At 56.4% G+C, this 14,946-nt stretch carries 17 protein-coding genes; 4 read left to right on the forward strand and 13 right to left on the reverse strand.

Annotated features, from left to right (window positions below; translation table 11 throughout):
* Positions 1-237 precede the first annotated feature (237 nt).
* Genes mexE through V0R59_RS31090 form a run of 3 tightly spaced genes read left to right on the forward strand, consistent with a single transcriptional unit; the run spans position 238 to position 6,098 of the window.
* Positions 238-1,482, forward strand: a complete 1,245-nt coding sequence (gene mexE, locus V0R59_RS31080; RefSeq protein WP_330078313.1) for a multidrug efflux RND transporter periplasmic adaptor subunit MexE — start codon at positions 238-240, stop codon at positions 1,480-1,482.
* Positions 1,483-1,497: 15 nt separating this feature from the next.
* Positions 1,498-4,677 (forward strand): efflux RND transporter permease subunit, encoded by a 3,180-nt coding sequence (locus tag V0R59_RS31085; RefSeq protein ID WP_330078314.1) that lies wholly within the window; start codon positions 1,498-1,500, stop codon positions 4,675-4,677.
* Positions 4,674-6,098 (forward strand): TolC family protein, encoded by a 1,425-nt coding sequence (locus V0R59_RS31090; RefSeq protein ID WP_330078315.1) that lies wholly within the window; start codon positions 4,674-4,676, stop codon positions 6,096-6,098. The genes V0R59_RS31085 and V0R59_RS31090 overlap by 4 nt, the downstream gene beginning before the upstream one ends.
* A 436-nt stretch (positions 6,099-6,534) precedes the next feature.
* Here the strand turns inward: V0R59_RS31090 and V0R59_RS31095 are convergent, their stop codons facing one another.
* Entirely contained in the window at positions 6,535-6,846 is a 312-nt protein-coding gene (locus tag V0R59_RS31095; RefSeq protein WP_330078316.1) for a nuclear transport factor 2 family protein, read from the reverse strand.
* A 524-nt stretch (positions 6,847-7,370) separates the two neighbouring features.
* Between V0R59_RS31095 and V0R59_RS31100 the strand changes: the two genes are divergently transcribed.
* The gene (locus tag V0R59_RS31100) at positions 7,371-7,667 is read left to right on the forward strand and encodes a DUF3077 domain-containing protein (RefSeq protein WP_330078317.1); all 297 of its coding nucleotides are present in this window, start codon (positions 7,371-7,373) and stop codon (positions 7,665-7,667) included.
* Positions 7,668-7,829: 162 nt separating this feature from the next.
* Here the strand turns inward: V0R59_RS31100 and V0R59_RS31105 are convergent, their stop codons facing one another.
* From V0R59_RS31105 to V0R59_RS31155, 12 genes are all read right to left on the reverse strand, one after another.
* The gene (locus V0R59_RS31105; RefSeq protein WP_330078318.1) at positions 7,830-8,285 is read right to left on the reverse strand and encodes a DUF6911 family protein; all 456 of its coding nucleotides are present in this window, start codon (positions 8,283-8,285) and stop codon (positions 7,830-7,832) included.
* Positions 8,282-8,410, reverse strand: coding sequence for a cytidine deaminase-like fold-containing protein (locus V0R59_RS32190; RefSeq protein WP_446033246.1), 129 nt, complete (start codon positions 8,408-8,410; stop codon positions 8,282-8,284). Before V0R59_RS32190 ends, V0R59_RS31105 begins: the two co-directional genes overlap by 4 nt.
* Positions 8,411-8,767: 357 nt before the next feature.
* Entirely contained in the window at positions 8,768-9,124 is a 357-nt protein-coding gene (locus V0R59_RS31110) for a hypothetical protein (protein ID WP_330078319.1), read from the reverse strand.
* 265 nt (positions 9,125-9,389) lie between these two features.
* Positions 9,390-9,644 carry a DUF7660 family protein gene (locus V0R59_RS31115; protein WP_330078320.1) on the reverse strand — a complete coding sequence of 85 codons (255 nt, stop codon included), beginning with the start codon at positions 9,642-9,644 and terminating at the stop codon, positions 9,390-9,392.
* 53 nt (positions 9,645-9,697) lie between these two features.
* Positions 9,698-10,396 (reverse strand): transposase, encoded by a 699-nt coding sequence (locus V0R59_RS31120; RefSeq protein WP_330078321.1) that lies wholly within the window; start codon positions 10,394-10,396, stop codon positions 9,698-9,700.
* Positions 10,397-10,675: 279 nt separating this feature from the next.
* Positions 10,676-11,134, reverse strand: a complete 459-nt coding sequence (locus V0R59_RS31125) for a hypothetical protein (RefSeq protein WP_330078322.1) — start codon at positions 11,132-11,134, stop codon at positions 10,676-10,678.
* A 128-nt stretch (positions 11,135-11,262) separates the two neighbouring features.
* Positions 11,263-11,745, reverse strand: coding sequence for a hypothetical protein (locus tag V0R59_RS31130; RefSeq protein ID WP_330078323.1), 483 nt, complete (start codon positions 11,743-11,745; stop codon positions 11,263-11,265).
* A gap of 128 nt (positions 11,746-11,873) precedes the next feature.
* Complete coding sequence (locus tag V0R59_RS31135) at positions 11,874-12,359, reverse strand: DUF3592 domain-containing protein (protein WP_330078324.1); 486 nt, start codon at positions 12,357-12,359, stop codon at positions 11,874-11,876.
* Between the two features lie 273 nt (positions 12,360-12,632).
* Positions 12,633-12,920, reverse strand: a complete 288-nt coding sequence (locus V0R59_RS31140) for a hypothetical protein (RefSeq protein WP_330078325.1) — start codon at positions 12,918-12,920, stop codon at positions 12,633-12,635.
* Between the two features lie 8 nt (positions 12,921-12,928).
* Positions 12,929-13,090, reverse strand: a complete 162-nt coding sequence (locus V0R59_RS31145) for a hypothetical protein (RefSeq protein WP_330078326.1) — start codon at positions 13,088-13,090, stop codon at positions 12,929-12,931.
* Between the two features lie 255 nt (positions 13,091-13,345).
* Complete coding sequence (locus V0R59_RS31150) at positions 13,346-13,711, reverse strand: hypothetical protein (RefSeq protein WP_330078327.1); 366 nt, start codon at positions 13,709-13,711, stop codon at positions 13,346-13,348.
* A gap of 8 nt (positions 13,712-13,719) precedes the next feature.
* On the reverse strand, positions 13,720-14,811 hold the full coding sequence (locus tag V0R59_RS31155) for a DUF637 domain-containing protein (RefSeq protein WP_375547427.1): 1,092 nt from the start codon (positions 14,809-14,811) through the stop codon (positions 13,720-13,722).
* Between the last annotated feature and the right edge of the window lie 135 nt (positions 14,812-14,946).

Below are 14,946 nucleotides of genomic sequence, written 5' to 3' on the forward strand. Positions count from 1 at the left end.
CCGGGTGGGTGCGGTTTAACGCGCGATTACGTCGGTGAATTCAATACCGCAATCGCGGGTGAACCCGCTCCCACAGGGGGCCGCGCTCAAGGCCCGAATGACCAACTATCAACGCCACGCGATAAAACCCGACTTCCATCATTCCCCGTGATAGTCACCTTCGCTTCGTTCGATTCGTCGCCGCCCCCCGGCAAAACGCAGAATCCGCCCACTATCAATACATTGGCGGAGTTCTCCATGGAGCAGTCACTCAAACCCTTGCGCTATCCCCTTGCCGCCCTGGCCCTTCTGGTGATGAGTGCCTGCGGTCGCACCCCGGAGGCGGTCCAGGCCCCGGCAGCGCCAAAAGTCAGCGTGGCCAAGGTGCTGGAACAACCGATCAATGAGTGGGACGAGTTCACCGGCCGCCTCGAAGCCCCGGAAACCGTGGAAGTCCGCCCTCGCGTCTCCGGGCAGATCGACCAGGTGGCCTTCACCGAAGGCGCCCAGGTGCAGAAAGGCGACCTGCTGTTCCAGATCGACCCGCGTCCGTTCCAGGCCGAAGTCCGCCGCCTCGAAGCCCAGCTGCAACAAGCCCGCGCCACCGCCATCCGCTCGGAAAACGAAGCCCAGCGCGGTGAACGCCTGCGCAACAGCAACGCCATCTCCGCCGAGCTGGCCGAGTCGCGCACCAGCGCCGCCGCCGAAGCCCGTGCCGGTGTCGCGGCGATCCAGGCGCAACTGGACCTGGCCAAACTGAACCTGAGCTTCACCCGCGTTACCGCCCCCATCAGCGGCCGGGTCAGCCGTGCCGAGTTCACCGCCGGCAACATCGTCAGCGCCGACGTCACCGCGCTCACCAGCGTGGTCTCCACCGACCGTGTCTACGCCTACTTCGACGCCGACGAGCGCGTGTACCTCAAGTACACCCAGCTGGCCCGCGAAGGCCAGCGCGGCCAGAGCACCCCGGTGTACCTGGGCCTGTCCAACGAGACCGGCAACCCGCACCTGGGACAGATGAACTTCGTCGACAACCAAGTCAACCCCAAGACCGGTACCATCCGCGGTCGCGCCGTGTTCGACAACCGCGACGGCCAGTTCACCCCGGGCCTCTACGCCCGCCTGAAACTGGTGGGCAGCGCCACCTACGACGCCGTGCTGATCAACGACGAAGCCGTGGGTACCGACCTTGGCAAGAAGTTCGTGCTGGTGATGGACAAGGACAACAACGCGGCCTACCGCCCGGTGGAACTCGGTCCGAAACTCGAAGGCCTGCGCATCGTGCGTGCCGGCCTGAGCAAGGAAGACCGCATCGTGGTCAAGGGCTTGCAGCGGGTTCGCCCCGGCTCGCCGGTCACCCCAGAAGAAACGCCGATGGCCAGCGAGTCCACCCTCGCCGCCCTCGCCCAACAGCGCCAGGCCCTGGAAGCCGCCAACCGTCAGCCCGTCGACAGCGGCAAGGCCACGGTCAAGCTCGCCAGCGCCGCGACCCCACGCGGTTAAGGGACGACGACTCCAATGAATTTCTCCAAGTTCTTCATCACCCGGCCGATCTTCGCCGCCGTGCTGTCACTGCTGATCCTGATCGCCGGCGCCATCTCGCTGTTCCAGCTGCCGATCAGCGAATACCCGGAAGTGGTGCCGCCTACCGTGGTGGTGCGCGCCAACTTCCCCGGCGCCAACCCCAAGGTGATCGGCGAAACCGTCGCCGCGCCCCTTGAACAGGCCATCACCGGTGTCGAGAACATGCTCTACATGTCCTCGCAGTCCACCGCCGACGGCAAGCTGACCCTGACCATCACCTTCGCCCTGGGCACCAACCTGGACAACGCCCAGGTGCAGGTGCAGAACCGCGTGACGCGGACCCAGCCCAAGCTGCCGGAAGAGGTGACGCGCATCGGCATCACCGTCGACAAGGCCTCGCCCGACCTGACCATGGTCGTGCACCTGACCTCGCCGGATAACCGCTACGACATGCTCTACCTGTCCAACTACGCCATCCTCAACATCAAGGACGAGCTGGCGCGCCTCGGCGGCGTGGGCGACGTGCAGCTGTTCGGCATGGGCGACTACTCGCTGCGGGTCTGGCTCGACCCGAACAAGACCGCCTCGCGCAACCTCACCGCCAGCGACGTGGTCACCGCCATTCGCGAGCAGAACCGCCAGGTCGCCGCCGGCCAGCTGGGCGCGCCACCGGCGCCGAACGCCACCAGCTTCCAGCTCTCGGTCAACACCCAGGGCCGTCTGGTCAGCGAAGAAGAGTTCGAGAACATCATCATCCGCTCCGGAGCAGATGGCGAGATCACCCGTCTCAAGGACATCGCCCGGGTCGAACTGGGTTCCAGCCAGTACGCCCTGCGCTCGCTGCTGAACAACCAGCCGGCCGTGGCCATCCCGATCTTCCAGCGCCCGGGCTCCAACGCCATCGAGATCTCCGACGAAGTGCGGGCGAAGATGGCCGAGCTGAAGCAGAGCTTCCCCGAAGGCATGGACTACAGCATCGTCTACGACCCGACCGTGTTCGTCCGCGGCTCGATCGAAGCGGTGGTGCACACCCTGTTCGAAGCGCTGATCCTCGTGGTGCTGGTGGTGATCCTGTTCCTGCAGACCTGGCGCGCCTCGATCATCCCGCTGGTGGCCGTGCCGGTGTCGCTGATCGGTACCTTCGCCGTGATGCACCTGTTCGGCTTCTCGCTCAACGCCTTGTCGCTGTTCGGCCTGGTGCTGGCCATCGGCATCGTGGTGGACGACGCCATCGTCGTGGTGGAGAACGTCGAACGCAACATCGAGCTGGGCCTCAAGCCGCTTGAAGCCACGCAAAAGGCCATGGGCGAAGTGACCGGGCCGATCATCGCTACCGCCCTGGTGCTCTGCGCCGTGTTCGTCCCGGCGGCGTTCATCTCCGGGCTTACCGGACAGTTCTACAAGCAGTTCGCCCTGACCATCGCCATCTCCACGGTGATCTCGGCCTTCAACTCGCTGACCCTGTCGCCGGCGCTGGCCGCCGTGCTGCTCAAGGGACACCACGAGCCGAAGGACCGTTTCTCGCTGCTGCTTGAGCGTCTGCTGGGCGGCTGGTTGTTCCGTCCGTTCAACCGCTTCTTCGAGCGTGCCAGCCATAGCTATGTCGGCGCCGTCGGCCGGGTCATCCGCCGCAGTGGCGTGGCGCTGTTCGTCTACGCCGGCCTGATGGGCCTGACCTACCTGGGCTTCTCGTCCACGCCGACCGGCTTCGTCCCGGCGCAGGACAAGCAGTACCTGGTGGCCTTCGCCCAGTTGCCGGACGCAGCCAGCCTCGACCGCACGGAAGCGGTGATCAAGAAGATGAGCGAGATCGCCCTGAAACAGCCGGGCGTGGCCGACTCGGTGGCCTTCCCGGGCCTGTCGATCAACGGCTTCACCAACAGCCCGAACAGCGGCATCGTGTTCACCCCGCTCAAGCCGTTCGACGAGCGCAAGGACCCGAGCCAGTCGGCCGGCGCCATCGCCGCCGCGCTGAACGCGCAGTTCGCCGATATCCAGGACGCCTACATCGCCATCTTCCCGCCGCCGCCGGTACAGGGGCTGGGCACCATCGGCGGTTTCCGCCTGCAGATCGAGGACCGTGGCAACCTGGGCTATGAAGCGCTGTACAAGGAAGTGCAGAACGTCATCGCCAAGAGCCACAGCGTGCCGGAACTGGCCGGCCTGTTCACCAGCTACCAGGTGAACGTGCCCCAGGTGGATGCCGCCATCGACCGCGAGAAAGCCAAGACCCACGGCGTGGCGATCAACGACATCTTCGACACCCTGCAGATCTACCTGGGTTCGCTGTACGCCAACGACTTCAACCGTTTTGGCCGCACCTACCAGGTCAACGTCCAGGCCGAGCAGCAGTTCCGCCTCGACGCCGAGCAGATCGGCCAGCTGAAGGTGCGCAACAACCAGGGCGAGATGATCCCGCTGGCGACCTTCATCAAGGTCAGCGACACCTCGGGCCCGGACCGGGTGATGCACTACAACGGCTTCATCACCGCCGAGATCAACGGCGCTGCGGCCCCGGGCTATAGCTCCGGCCAGGCGGAGAAAGCCATGGAGAAACTGCTCAAGGAGGAACTGCCCAACGGCATGACCTTCGAGTGGACCGAGCTGACCTACCAGCAGATCCTCGCTGGCAATACCGCGCTGTTCGTCTTCCCGCTCTGCGTGCTGCTGGCCTTCCTCGTGCTGGCTGCCCAGTACGAAAGCTGGAGCCTGCCGCTGGCGGTGATCCTGATCGTGCCGATGACCCTGCTGTCGGCCATTACCGGGGTGATCCTGTCCGGTAGCGACAACAACATCTTCACCCAGATCGGCTTGATCGTACTGGTGGGGCTGGCGTGCAAGAACGCGATCCTCATCGTCGAGTTCGCCAAGGACAAGCAGGCCGAAGGCCTCGACCCGCTGGCCGCGGTACTGGAAGCCTGCCGCCTGCGTCTGCGGCCGATCCTGATGACCTCGTTCGCCTTCATCATGGGCGTGGTACCGCTGGTGTTCTCCTCCGGTGCCGGTGCCGAGATGCGCCATGCCATGGGTGTGGCGGTGTTCTCCGGGATGATCGGCGTGACCATCTTCGGCCTGCTGCTGACCCCGGTGTTCTTTGTCCTGATCCGTCGCTACGTCGAACGCAGCCAGGCCCGCAAGGCCGCGCGGCAACCGGCGCTGGAGAACCACGCATGAACGCTGCAACCTTGAACAAACTGTGGCTGCCAAGCCTGCTGGTGCTGGCCCTGAGCGCCTGCGCCGTAGGCCCGGACTACAAGACCCCGGACACCGCAGCTGCCCACCTGGCCGCCGTCGACGGCCAGGCCGGCCTGGACCGCAGCCGCTTCGAAAGCGCCTGGTGGCACCAGTTCGAAGACCCGGTGCTGGACCAGCTGGTGACCCAGTCGCTGAACGGCAACCGTGACCTGCGCGTCGCCTTCGCCCGCCTCAAGGCGGCCCGGGCGATCCGCGACGACGTCGACAACGACGCCCTGCCGACGGTGACCAGCCGCGCCAGCAGCAACCTCGGCAAGGGCCAGATCCCTGGCCAGACCGAGGACCGGGTCAACAGCGAACGCTACGACCTGGGCCTGGACATGGCCTGGGAGCTCGACCTGTTCGGCCGCATCCAGCGTCAACTGGAAGCCAGCGAGGCCCAGGAAGCCGCGGCCCAGGCCGACCTGCAACAACTGCAGGTCAGCCTGATCGCCGAACTGGTGGATGCCTACGGGCAACTGCGCGGCGCGCAACTGCGCGAGAAGATCGCCCTGGCCAACCTCAAGACCCAGCAGGACTCCCGGGGGATCACCGAGACCCTGCGCGATGCCGGTGTGGGCAATGAACTGGATGTGGTCCGCGCCGATGCCCGCCTGGCGGCGGTCGAGGCCAGCGTGCCGCAGCTGCAGGCGGAACAGGTCCGGGCGCGCAATCGCATCGCCACCCTGCTCGGCCAGCGCCCGGATGCCCTGAGCGTCGACCTGTCGCCGGCGCAGTTGCCGGCGATCGCCAAGGCGTTGCCGGTGGGCGATCCGGGTGAGCTGCTGCAGCGGCGGCCGGATATCCGTCGTGCCGAGCGCCAACTGGCGGCGGCTACCGCGAATGTCGGCGTGGCCACTGCGGACCTGTTCCCGCGGGTCAGCCTCAGTGGATTCCTCGGCTTCACCGCCGGGCGCGGCTCGCAGATCGGCTCATCGGCCGCCTCGGCCTGGGCCCTGGGCCCGAGCATCACCTGGGCGGCCTTCGACCTCGGCAGCGTGCGCGCCCGCCTGCGCGGCGCCAATGCCGACGCCGAAGGTGCGCTGGCGACCTATGAGCAACAGGTGTTGCTGGCACTGGAAGAATCGGAAAACGCCTTCAGCGACTACGGCAAGCGCCAGCAGCGTCTGCTGTCGCTGCTGAAGCAGAGCGAGGCGAGCCGCAAGGCGGCGGACCTGGCATCGATTCGCTACCGCGAAGGCACGGTGGATTACCTGGTGCTGCTGGATGCCGAGCGGGAAAAACTGGCGGCGGAAGACGCCCAGGCCCAGGGCGAGGTCGAGCTGTATCGCGGGATCGTCGCGATCTACAAGGCGCTGGGTGGTGGCTGGCAGGCCGAGACGGTGGCGTCGACGAAGTGAATTTGTAAGGCTCCTTTGGTTGGTTCAGACCGACCTTTTTGCCCCGCCGGGTGTATGCCTTGCGGGGCTTTTTTTGGGCGGTGCGTTGGCTTACCAGAACTACCCACGCGGCGCGGCCCAGGTAGGAGCTGCGTCAGCTGCGAAGGAGCGCGCAGCGGTCCCAAAACCTGTCTCTCCAATGAGCCTGGAGAAACGCGGGAGATCGGGCACTGTGAATCCATGATGCAGCTTGGTCAGAGACTCGTGCGGGATGGTTCTGGGACCGCTGCGCGCTCCTTCGCAGCTAACGCAGCTCCTACCCTCGCCCCGGCACCACCCCGCTCAAATGAAACCCCATTTCCCCCACCGCGTCCTGCAAGGTGTAATCCCTGTACGAAAACCGCCAGACCCCATCCACCCGCTCGAATTCATCGTGATACCGCCCCGCCGTGATCGCCTACAACGGCAGCCCCTCGGTCGTCTGGAACACGGTGTAGCACGACCGTACCGTGGCACGGTTCCCCGCCTCGTCGATCTCGATGATCGGATTGCTGGTGACATGCCGCGTCCGCGGTGTCCCGCAGGGATAAAGGATCACCAGCTCGCGCAACAGGCGCAGCATGCCGGTCGAATCGATCAGCGGCGCATCCTTCCCCACCTTGATCCGGGCATGCAGAAACAGCGCGGTGGCGCCCTCGAAATCGCCACCGTCCAAGCGCTCGGCGTACTGGTACAGCAGATTGGCAATGGCTACGGCACTGGAACTCATGAAGGCCTCGCGAAAGGTTTTCGTGCAGTATTCGAAACCCCGGCATCGGCCACATCGTCCATTTGGTGGAGCGAGCACGGCCACACGGTATGCCGATCTCGAAGAACTGATCCAGCGTGCGGCGGGTTTGGATTTTTCCAGGCGGAGAATGGAGTGTGGCTGACGGAGTGGGTGCCGGTGGCGTTCCTGAAGAGCTGATGGGGTGGCAGTGGGTGTTGCATAGGGCTACAAAACTTCGCTTCGGTCCGACTTTTATGTAGGCAATTTCCCAATCATACTTTCGCGCTTCCCAAGCCATTGCTCTCCTGGAAATGGACACCTAGTCTTCGCCGGTCGTTGCACACAACGACCGGTCTTGACGGGCCGATTCATGGAGCGCTGGTTGCTATGGCAGCTGTGCGTGTGGGCGCCTTCGGGCGCGCCGGGTTTTCTCTGTGGACCGGTCCGTCAACCCGCGCACAGTCGCCACCCTCCTGCTTGACGGCGGGCTGTGGCGTTTCATTCCTCCACAGAGAAACGACGTGATGAAGAAACTTGTCCCCGATCCCCCTGGCCTGACCACCGTCCATACCCAGTTCAGCACGTGCAACAACGGCCACAAACCGCTATTCGCCGTCTGTGATGGCGTCGATATCGAAGATGCCCTCGTGCACCTGTCCATGATCCTGAAATCCGCGTTCGAAACCAATACGCAGGTCTGCGAGCAGGCTGATCGCTCTGTCGGCGGGCTGGCGTGGGCGACCTATCACTCGCTGGAGATTTCACAGGCGCTGGTGGAATCGCTGCTGACCGGCTTGGCGCGGCAGAAGGGGAGCGGATGAGAGTCGATTGATTTTGGGCCGCGCATGCGGCCTTTTCTGATGAATTCGTACCCATCAACAAGGGCAAGCCCAGGGCACCCGAAGCATGTTAAGTAAGTGCCATTCGAATCTGTCCCCTTTTTCTTGGTCCCCTTTTTCTGCTCTGGAGTTCGACTGTTGCCATTATTCCTTAGGATCCCACTCCGACCGCATCTGTGATAATCCAGAAACCAAGTCACCCGACTCAAACAGCTCCTTGAAAATCAAACACGCTACAGAAATGTCATCACAAACGGTTCGCGCATCCCAATCGTCATCACCAAAACGAACCATCCCTCGATAACCATCGTCTCCTCGCTCCCACCACTCAAACAATCGAGACTTTGGATCAGCAGAGCGGGTCAAGACGATTAATCGGTACTCTCCCTTCTTCGACTTCATACACAACTCAGAAACAAAACCGTTGCGGGGAGAAATGACCCTCAACTCAACAAACCCTCCACAGGCGAAAACTTCAATCAGTGCATCCTGCACTCTCTCCCAGACAGGATCTCTAGTAATTTCAGCAGGCGGTTTCGAAAGACCGCTCTGCGTACAAAGCTCTAGACAGCTTTCACTTTCTGAAATCTCAACACTCATTCTTTCCACCCCACTCCACGTACCCACTCGTACACACGGCCTTTTACCGTATCAACCACGACCAAATTATTCAGCCCCGCACGATCAGCTGCCGCCGTCAATGTGCTCTTGCAATAAGAGCACACCTCTTCCCCCCCTAACTACTACCGTCATATTTTGACCTTTAGTGAGTCCTGCGTTGAAAATGGGACAGATTTATTTTCCAAGACCTCTGCTCAAGAAAAATAAATCTGTCCCCTTTTCGCCCCACTGGAGATTTCACGGGCGCTGGTGGAGTCGCTGCTGACCGGCTTGGCGCGGCAGAAGGGGAGCGGATGAGAGTCGATTGATTTTGGGCCGCGCATGCGGCCCTTTCTGATGAATTCGCTCCCTTCAACAAGGGCAGGTCCAAAGCACCCGGAGTATTAAGTAAGTGCCATTAAAATCTGTCCCCTTTTCCTGGCCCCCTGTTCCTGATTCAAATCTATCCCCTTTTCCTACTATTAAATTACTGCAACAGGACAAATACCAAAGCGAGTAGAGACCACATAAGACTCAAGCCCGTTACATTCGGGGGTAACCCTCAATGACTTCCCTCCCTCAAACTCCAACACCAGAACCCCCCCTTCTTCAAGCGAAGCACTTGCCACCTGACAATTCAGGTAATCAAAAAGTAATTCACTGGTCTTCACGTCTTCACCGTGCCCCTGTTGTTTCCGCCCTTGTATTTCACTTGTAAAGGGACACTGCATTAGCACAGTCGCACTACTCCCGAATATCAAAATCTGCGAGCCAACACCAACTGTTACACCTGTAAGCACTGTTGAATTCAGCTCTGCCAAATCGGCTTCATTAATCATAAACACACTCTCATCGCTTAGGGGGCACAGTATTTGGCGGCAATGGCACATGTGTATCTCCCCTTGTGCCAGTACCACCGGTTGCTGGATTTATCGGCTGTCCATTTTTCACAGAAATCCAACGACAGAAAAGGGGACAGATTTATTTTCCAAGACCTCTGCTCAAGAAAAATAAATCTGTCCCCTTTTCCTCCCCTTTTCCACCGCAAGCTCCAAAAAATTTATCAATGCCTTTCGGACCAAATAACCAATTAAAACCCTAACACTATTCGTAAATCTTAGATGCGAACAATATTTTTGCAAACGTCTGCCAACTAGGGACAAGGACTTCCTCGCCACCAGAGTTTATTGCATAGAAATCCATTGCTCTAATCCAAGCCTCCATTGCATCCAAAAACCTTTCCAGCGTAGGATTTTCCCACTCGTTTGAATTCAACTCCAAATCTTCCTTAAGCCCACAAATAAAATCTGCGAACTCCTCTTTTGTTTTAATACCATCTATCATCTTCTCAAAATCCATAAGTCACCTATCTACAAACCCCACGAACACAAATTATGGAAAAAGTGACAGATTTATTTAGCATGCGAGTTCGGCCTGCCCTGCCCACGCCACTCTATTCGGAGACCACATATTTTTTCAACCTCATCAACAAAGCGAGCATCCCCTGTCAACTGACCTCGTTGCAAAGCTATTCTAATGAGATCCAATTCGCCCAGCGAAGTAGTCTGCCTGACAAAGGATATATATCGACCCACCATTTCCTCAGGTGTTTCAGCCATCAACTCAAAACATGGGGCGATGTCCAGCCAATCAGAATCCGGCCGCGAATTTATTCGAGCCCGATAGCTCGACCAAGGGTAGTCTTCAGGTTGAAGAACCATAAATGCTCGCACTGGATTCAACTCAATATACCTGCAACACGCTAGAAGATAGGTCTCTGACTGTACGACACTAGACTTATATCGACTTTCCCATAATGTTCCTGAACGCCCTTCCAGCTTGTTACGATAGCGAGTAGCACGCGCCGCCAGAGCTTTCATCAACTGCCCAAGGCTGGCTACAGCCTCTCCTGGTTCCAGTAACAAATGAACATGATTTGTCATGAGACAATATGCGTACACTTTTATACCAAATGCTTCCTTAAGCTCACGCAGGTCGTTGATGTAACGCTGATAGTCCTGCGGTGCTGCAAAAACGATCTGTCGGTTGTGGCCACGCTGAACAACATGGTGGGGATAGTTCGGGAGTACTACTCGTCCAATCCTTGGCATAGCAACCTCACTTCTATTGAGGCTTTCAGTTTAGTCGCCTTTTCTGGGTTAGCCGCGAGCACTTGACCGTAACAACAGGAGGCAGCTTCACTTTCCAATCGACTCCGGGCGTTCGGAGAAAATAAATCTGTCCCCTTTCCGGAAAAGATTGCAAGTTTGAGGGTTAACGGCGCTTAAGGGGCCGCACATGCGGCCCCACAAAATAATATCCCCTTTTCGCTCACAAATCTTTTTAAGTAGACAGATTGAAATCTGCCGAATTTTTCCTTGTCTCACTGCTCACCAAACATCATGCATTTCAGAGCGATAACCCCTTTCAATTCGCTCAACCAAAAGAGGAGCACTAATTATCCCCTCTGTAGGGAACTCCAACTCTTGCCGCGATAGGTCTCTATCCAGCCGGAAAGACTTTTCCCCATCCCACAGCCAAACAGACCCACCCGGCCCTCCATTTCGGGAACGGAATACTGGGAACACTTGTAACTCCTCAGGTACAGGTACGTTGGCGACTACGGTCAGCAGTCCTTGATTAACAGCGCTCTGAACTACAAAAAATGCGGAAAACTGAACCGGACGTCGCACCACATCCAGAAAGCTCTCTGGCGGCTTTTCATAGATCCCAGAAAAAACCCGAATCAAATACCCAAATTCCGCATTCCTATGTGTAACTTGCGCATAGGAAACCCCGACCGAAGTCAAAACCTGTAACACATCACCAAGCTTAACTTTTTTCGACACTTAGAACCTCTCACAACCTACTTTCTTCAGCAGTTCCGCACCACGAACCAAATCCGAAAAGGGGACATTTTTTTAAAAGGCAGCTGATCAAAAAATTAAATCCACCTCCTTTTCGCTCCTTTTCACTCTCATCCAATATCAAAAATCTTAACAATTAGCGATGAGAAATCTATATCTCCAGCACCATCACTACACTCTAAAACAACCCCATCATGCTCCTCACTGAGGATAATCCCCGAATTACCTACCCACGCCTGCACAACATCACCCGCGCGCCAAACATTCCAGACACGAAGCTCACATCCTTTCTTTGCGAAAACCGAGACATTGACCACTTCGGGGCATGTGTCACTCCAAAGTACAAAATCTGAGCTACGCTCGCCATTTATCTCCAACTCACCCTTGACTACTTTCAGACGCAGACCAACCTCTGTCTCCAACGACGCGTTAAGACGAGAGATTTTAATTTTATTTACGCCCAATTGAATCTTTTTTACATAAATCTGGCATACAGAGCGCCCCTCATAATCAATTGGCTTTCCGAAAGTCCTTTGAAAGATCGATGAAAAAGTTTCATTAATTTTAATAACCTGATTTCCTGTATGGATCAACCGGAAAAAGCGGAAAAAGGGGACCGGAAAAAGGGGACGAAAAAGGGGACAGATTTATTTTCCACGACCTCTGCTCAGGAAAAACAAATCTGCCCCCTCTCCCACCCCGCACTAACGAACTGCTGCTCTCAGTAGAATCGATCTTCCTGCTTCAACGTAGAAATGCGGCCCAGTGTCTTGAACGAGATACCAAGAAAAAGCAATGTCAGCAGTATCCCGCTCACCATGATGTAAAAGCCTGGGCGGTAGGTACGCAACACAAACGAGATGCTGCTGACCCGGGGAAGCCAGCGTGAATAGACCAGCGAAATATCCTGCCCCACGTCATAGGGGGCGTGCTCGGCGTAGCGTTTGTCCCAGCATTGGTCTTCATGTATCTGTCCATCATCATCTACATAGCGGTAGTGGATGATCTTGACCATGTCGTTTCTCGGGATAGATTCCACTTGGGTGACGGTACCCGTGACCTCGACCGCGCTCCACTGGCTGGCGGCATAGATAGCCCCCTGCTGCCTGGCCATAGCGGCCAGCCCTAGTAGTACACAGCAAGCAAATGTGAGCAGAATGACTCTGTTGTATAGATGATCTTTTTCGGCTTCGCGTGGGTAATACATGGTGCGACTCTTCCTTGAGAATTTCGCATTTTATCGGTCAGTTGACCGATAAAATGAAGATTTTGTAGTTGTCTACAGCGTTCTTATCAAGACTTTTTTGCGCCTATATCTAGAGCGGGAAATAACACTTACATCCAGCGCCCAACAGACAAAAAAAGCGGACAGCTTTATACTCCAAAGAAAAATAAATCTGCCCCCTTTTCCACCTTGCTACCAGAGCTAACTTCTACTTCGCGCAGAGCCTGCCCTGTTCCTTTTGCCCCTTTTGCAGCATCAGCTATCCTGCGTCAATATTTCTATAAACCTCTCAAATGCCTGATGGACAGAATCTTTTTCTTCAGGAGAAAGTAGCACATTCATAACCTGACATTCCAGAGCACAGTCATATATATCAATGCCAATCCAGCCTTTAGACCAAAACTCTACTGTTCCTAGCTTACTGAAGCCTTCCAACTCTATCCTTTCAAGATCACCAAAATCTCCATTAGGAAATGATGAGTACTCTAAAGAGCACCCCTTCAAAGATGGCTTTATGCCTTCATTAAACCAAGAGCTATCCATAAGACCTCTCATTTCCTATCTAAAATCTCAATATTCTTGACCACCGGAAGATGCTCACCACCCTGTTTATTAAGCAAAAACTGCTGAGACTTGCTTGCATCTGGGCCAATCATTTTAAACCAGCCCTCTTTTCCGCCTTGCGCAGAAAAGGGGACAGATTTATTTTCCAAGACCTCTGCTCAAGAAAAATAAATCTGTCCCCTTTTCGCACTTCTCAAATACCCGGATAGGAGGCAGGTCATCTGGAGAGATTCTCCCTGACTTCAGCCCGTCGATGGTTGACTGGAGAGTTTGGCCATCTTTGAAGGTATTCGAAACACTATCTTGTGTGAACCGTATATCTTTCGGGTTCGCATAACCAGTCAAGTTATCTGGTAAAGCAGATGGCAGCTTTTGACCTGTGGTTCCTGCGCCTTTTGCACCAACTAATCAGCAACACTTAATTCTAGCTCCCCTTTAACAATTACTGCTCCCCAATCGCCAGACAATGCATAAAAACCATTATCAACAACAAACCTATCTATATTCCCATAGTCAGTCTCGCCCGAAGCGTCTAAAAATGTCGTGAATCGGCGATCCAACCACTTTAAATAGTCAACATTTAGAAAACGCAAAAAAACCCTTCGATAGCAATACTGCTCTCCTTTTTTAGGATTTTCAAACTGCGGATGCTCTTCAGTGAGAACGACCTCCAATTCAAACACTAATGAAATGGAATTCTCATCAATTGATAAGACGTAGCTATCCTCGAAATAAAACCCTGACAGCGACGGAATCTCATAATAATTCATATAAATCCTCACAAGTCAAAATCAATTGAAGTGTGATTATCCGGACTCTTTCTGGTTACTGGATTACCAAAAGCATCTGTTCTTTGGCCTGCTGCATTTTTGAACTCAACATGCGGATCAGCACTTCCAGGAGCACGTGAGCTGCCTTGTTTGATTGTTACACGAGGAATGCCATTTTCGTCAACGTATTTGAGAGGTCCACCGTCGGTCTGAGAGGGTTTCCATCCCTGGCTTTCCGCAAACTGCTTTAGCTCACTTGCCTTCGGTGTTCGGCCAGCTTCAAAAAGTTTATCAATGCCTTTTGCACCACCAAATAAGCCCTTTACCGCCTCAACAATCCCAGAAGGATTTTTAGCAAAGAGTCTAATAGCATTTGCAACACTGGCGATAGCCCCCACTGCCTCCACCGTGTCGCCAATCGCGATACGGTGGGCCTCAGACTCTGTCGGGGTAAATAAATCGTCCTCCAGCCCTTTGTCATCCAGCTGCTTCGCCAAGGCCCGGAATTGATCAACAAGCAGCGCCGCGTCCCAGTTCAGCTGGTCAGCCCCCTCGCCGTGGCGAGCACTGACTTCCAAGGCGTAGACCAGATCCTGCTCCGTGACTCTGGATACATCTCCCGTGCAGAGATCTGCTCTGCTCTGGCAGGCTTGCATAATCGCCTTGGCAGCAGCCTTGGCATTATTAAGATGCAGATTATGGTTATATTCCGTTGCAGCCTGAGCAATGCTCACCCCTTGCTGCAAGTCCCCTCCGACCGCCACCGCCGCAACCAGACCGGTCAGTTGGGAGAGCATCATGTGAATCTGCTCGTTCCCCTGGGCTGCTTCATTGAGGCCATTGATCAGCGCCTCATTCAAACCCGCTGCTGCTGCTCCTGTCTTGAAGTCTCCGCCAGTTGCCTCAGCGATAAGTCCTCCAACAATCGCGTGGGCAAAAATCTTCTCAGCACTACCATCGTCGAAACGAATCGTCTGGTCGCCGACCCATTTGAAACCTGTAGCCATGGCTACAGTGGCACCTTCTCCACTCAGCGCCCCAAGGAAGTTCTCTCCGAGACTTCCTCCATTGATTGCCGTAGAAATACTGCCGCTTATCACCGCACGCCCTGTCGCCCGCAGCGCTACGTCTGAAGCATTACTCCAGGTCAGAACGTTATTAGGGATGCTCTGAATTAGCCGGATATTTTCCGGCTATTGGGAGGTCAGTCCCTCTGAATGCCAGCAGCCCACCGA

The sequence above is a fragment of the Pseudomonas ulcerans genome (assembly GCF_036324125.1).
Lineage (GTDB): Bacteria > Pseudomonadota > Gammaproteobacteria > Pseudomonadales > Pseudomonadaceae > Aquipseudomonas > Aquipseudomonas ulcerans.

What these genes read in the sequence shown, in the direction of transcription:
- V0R59_RS31135 (WP_330078324.1), bottom strand. Translation starts at nt 12,359, where the DNA reads ATGTATTACCCACGCGAAGCCGAAAAAGATCATCTATACAACAGAGTC.
- V0R59_RS31120 (WP_330078321.1), bottom strand. Translation starts at nt 10,396, where the DNA reads ATGCCAAGGATTGGACGAGTAGTACTCCCGAACTATCCCCACCATGTT.
- V0R59_RS31095 (WP_330078316.1), bottom strand. Translation starts at nt 6,846, where the DNA reads ATGAGTTCCAGTGCCGTAGCCATTGCCAATCTGCTGTACCAGTACGCC.
- V0R59_RS31100 (WP_330078317.1), top strand. Translation starts at nt 7,371, where the DNA reads ATGAAGAAACTTGTCCCCGATCCCCCTGGCCTGACCACCGTCCATACC.
- V0R59_RS31150 (WP_330078327.1), bottom strand. Translation starts at nt 13,711, where the DNA reads ATGAATTATTATGAGATTCCGTCGCTGTCAGGGTTTTATTTCGAGGAT.
- V0R59_RS31115 (WP_330078320.1), bottom strand. Translation starts at nt 9,644, where the DNA reads ATGGATTTTGAGAAGATGATAGATGGTATTAAAACAAAAGAGGAGTTC.
- mexE (WP_330078313.1), top strand. Translation starts at nt 238, where the DNA reads ATGGAGCAGTCACTCAAACCCTTGCGCTATCCCCTTGCCGCCCTGGCC.
- V0R59_RS31085 (WP_330078314.1), top strand. Translation starts at nt 1,498, where the DNA reads ATGAATTTCTCCAAGTTCTTCATCACCCGGCCGATCTTCGCCGCCGTG.
- V0R59_RS31090 (WP_330078315.1), top strand. Translation starts at nt 4,674, where the DNA reads ATGAACGCTGCAACCTTGAACAAACTGTGGCTGCCAAGCCTGCTGGTG.
- V0R59_RS31105 (WP_330078318.1), bottom strand. Translation starts at nt 8,285, where the DNA reads ATGAGTGTTGAGATTTCAGAAAGTGAAAGCTGTCTAGAGCTTTGTACG.
- V0R59_RS31110 (WP_330078319.1), bottom strand. Translation starts at nt 9,124, where the DNA reads ATGATTAATGAAGCCGATTTGGCAGAGCTGAATTCAACAGTGCTTACA.
- V0R59_RS31140 (WP_330078325.1), bottom strand. Translation starts at nt 12,920, where the DNA reads ATGGATAGCTCTTGGTTTAATGAAGGCATAAAGCCATCTTTGAAGGGG.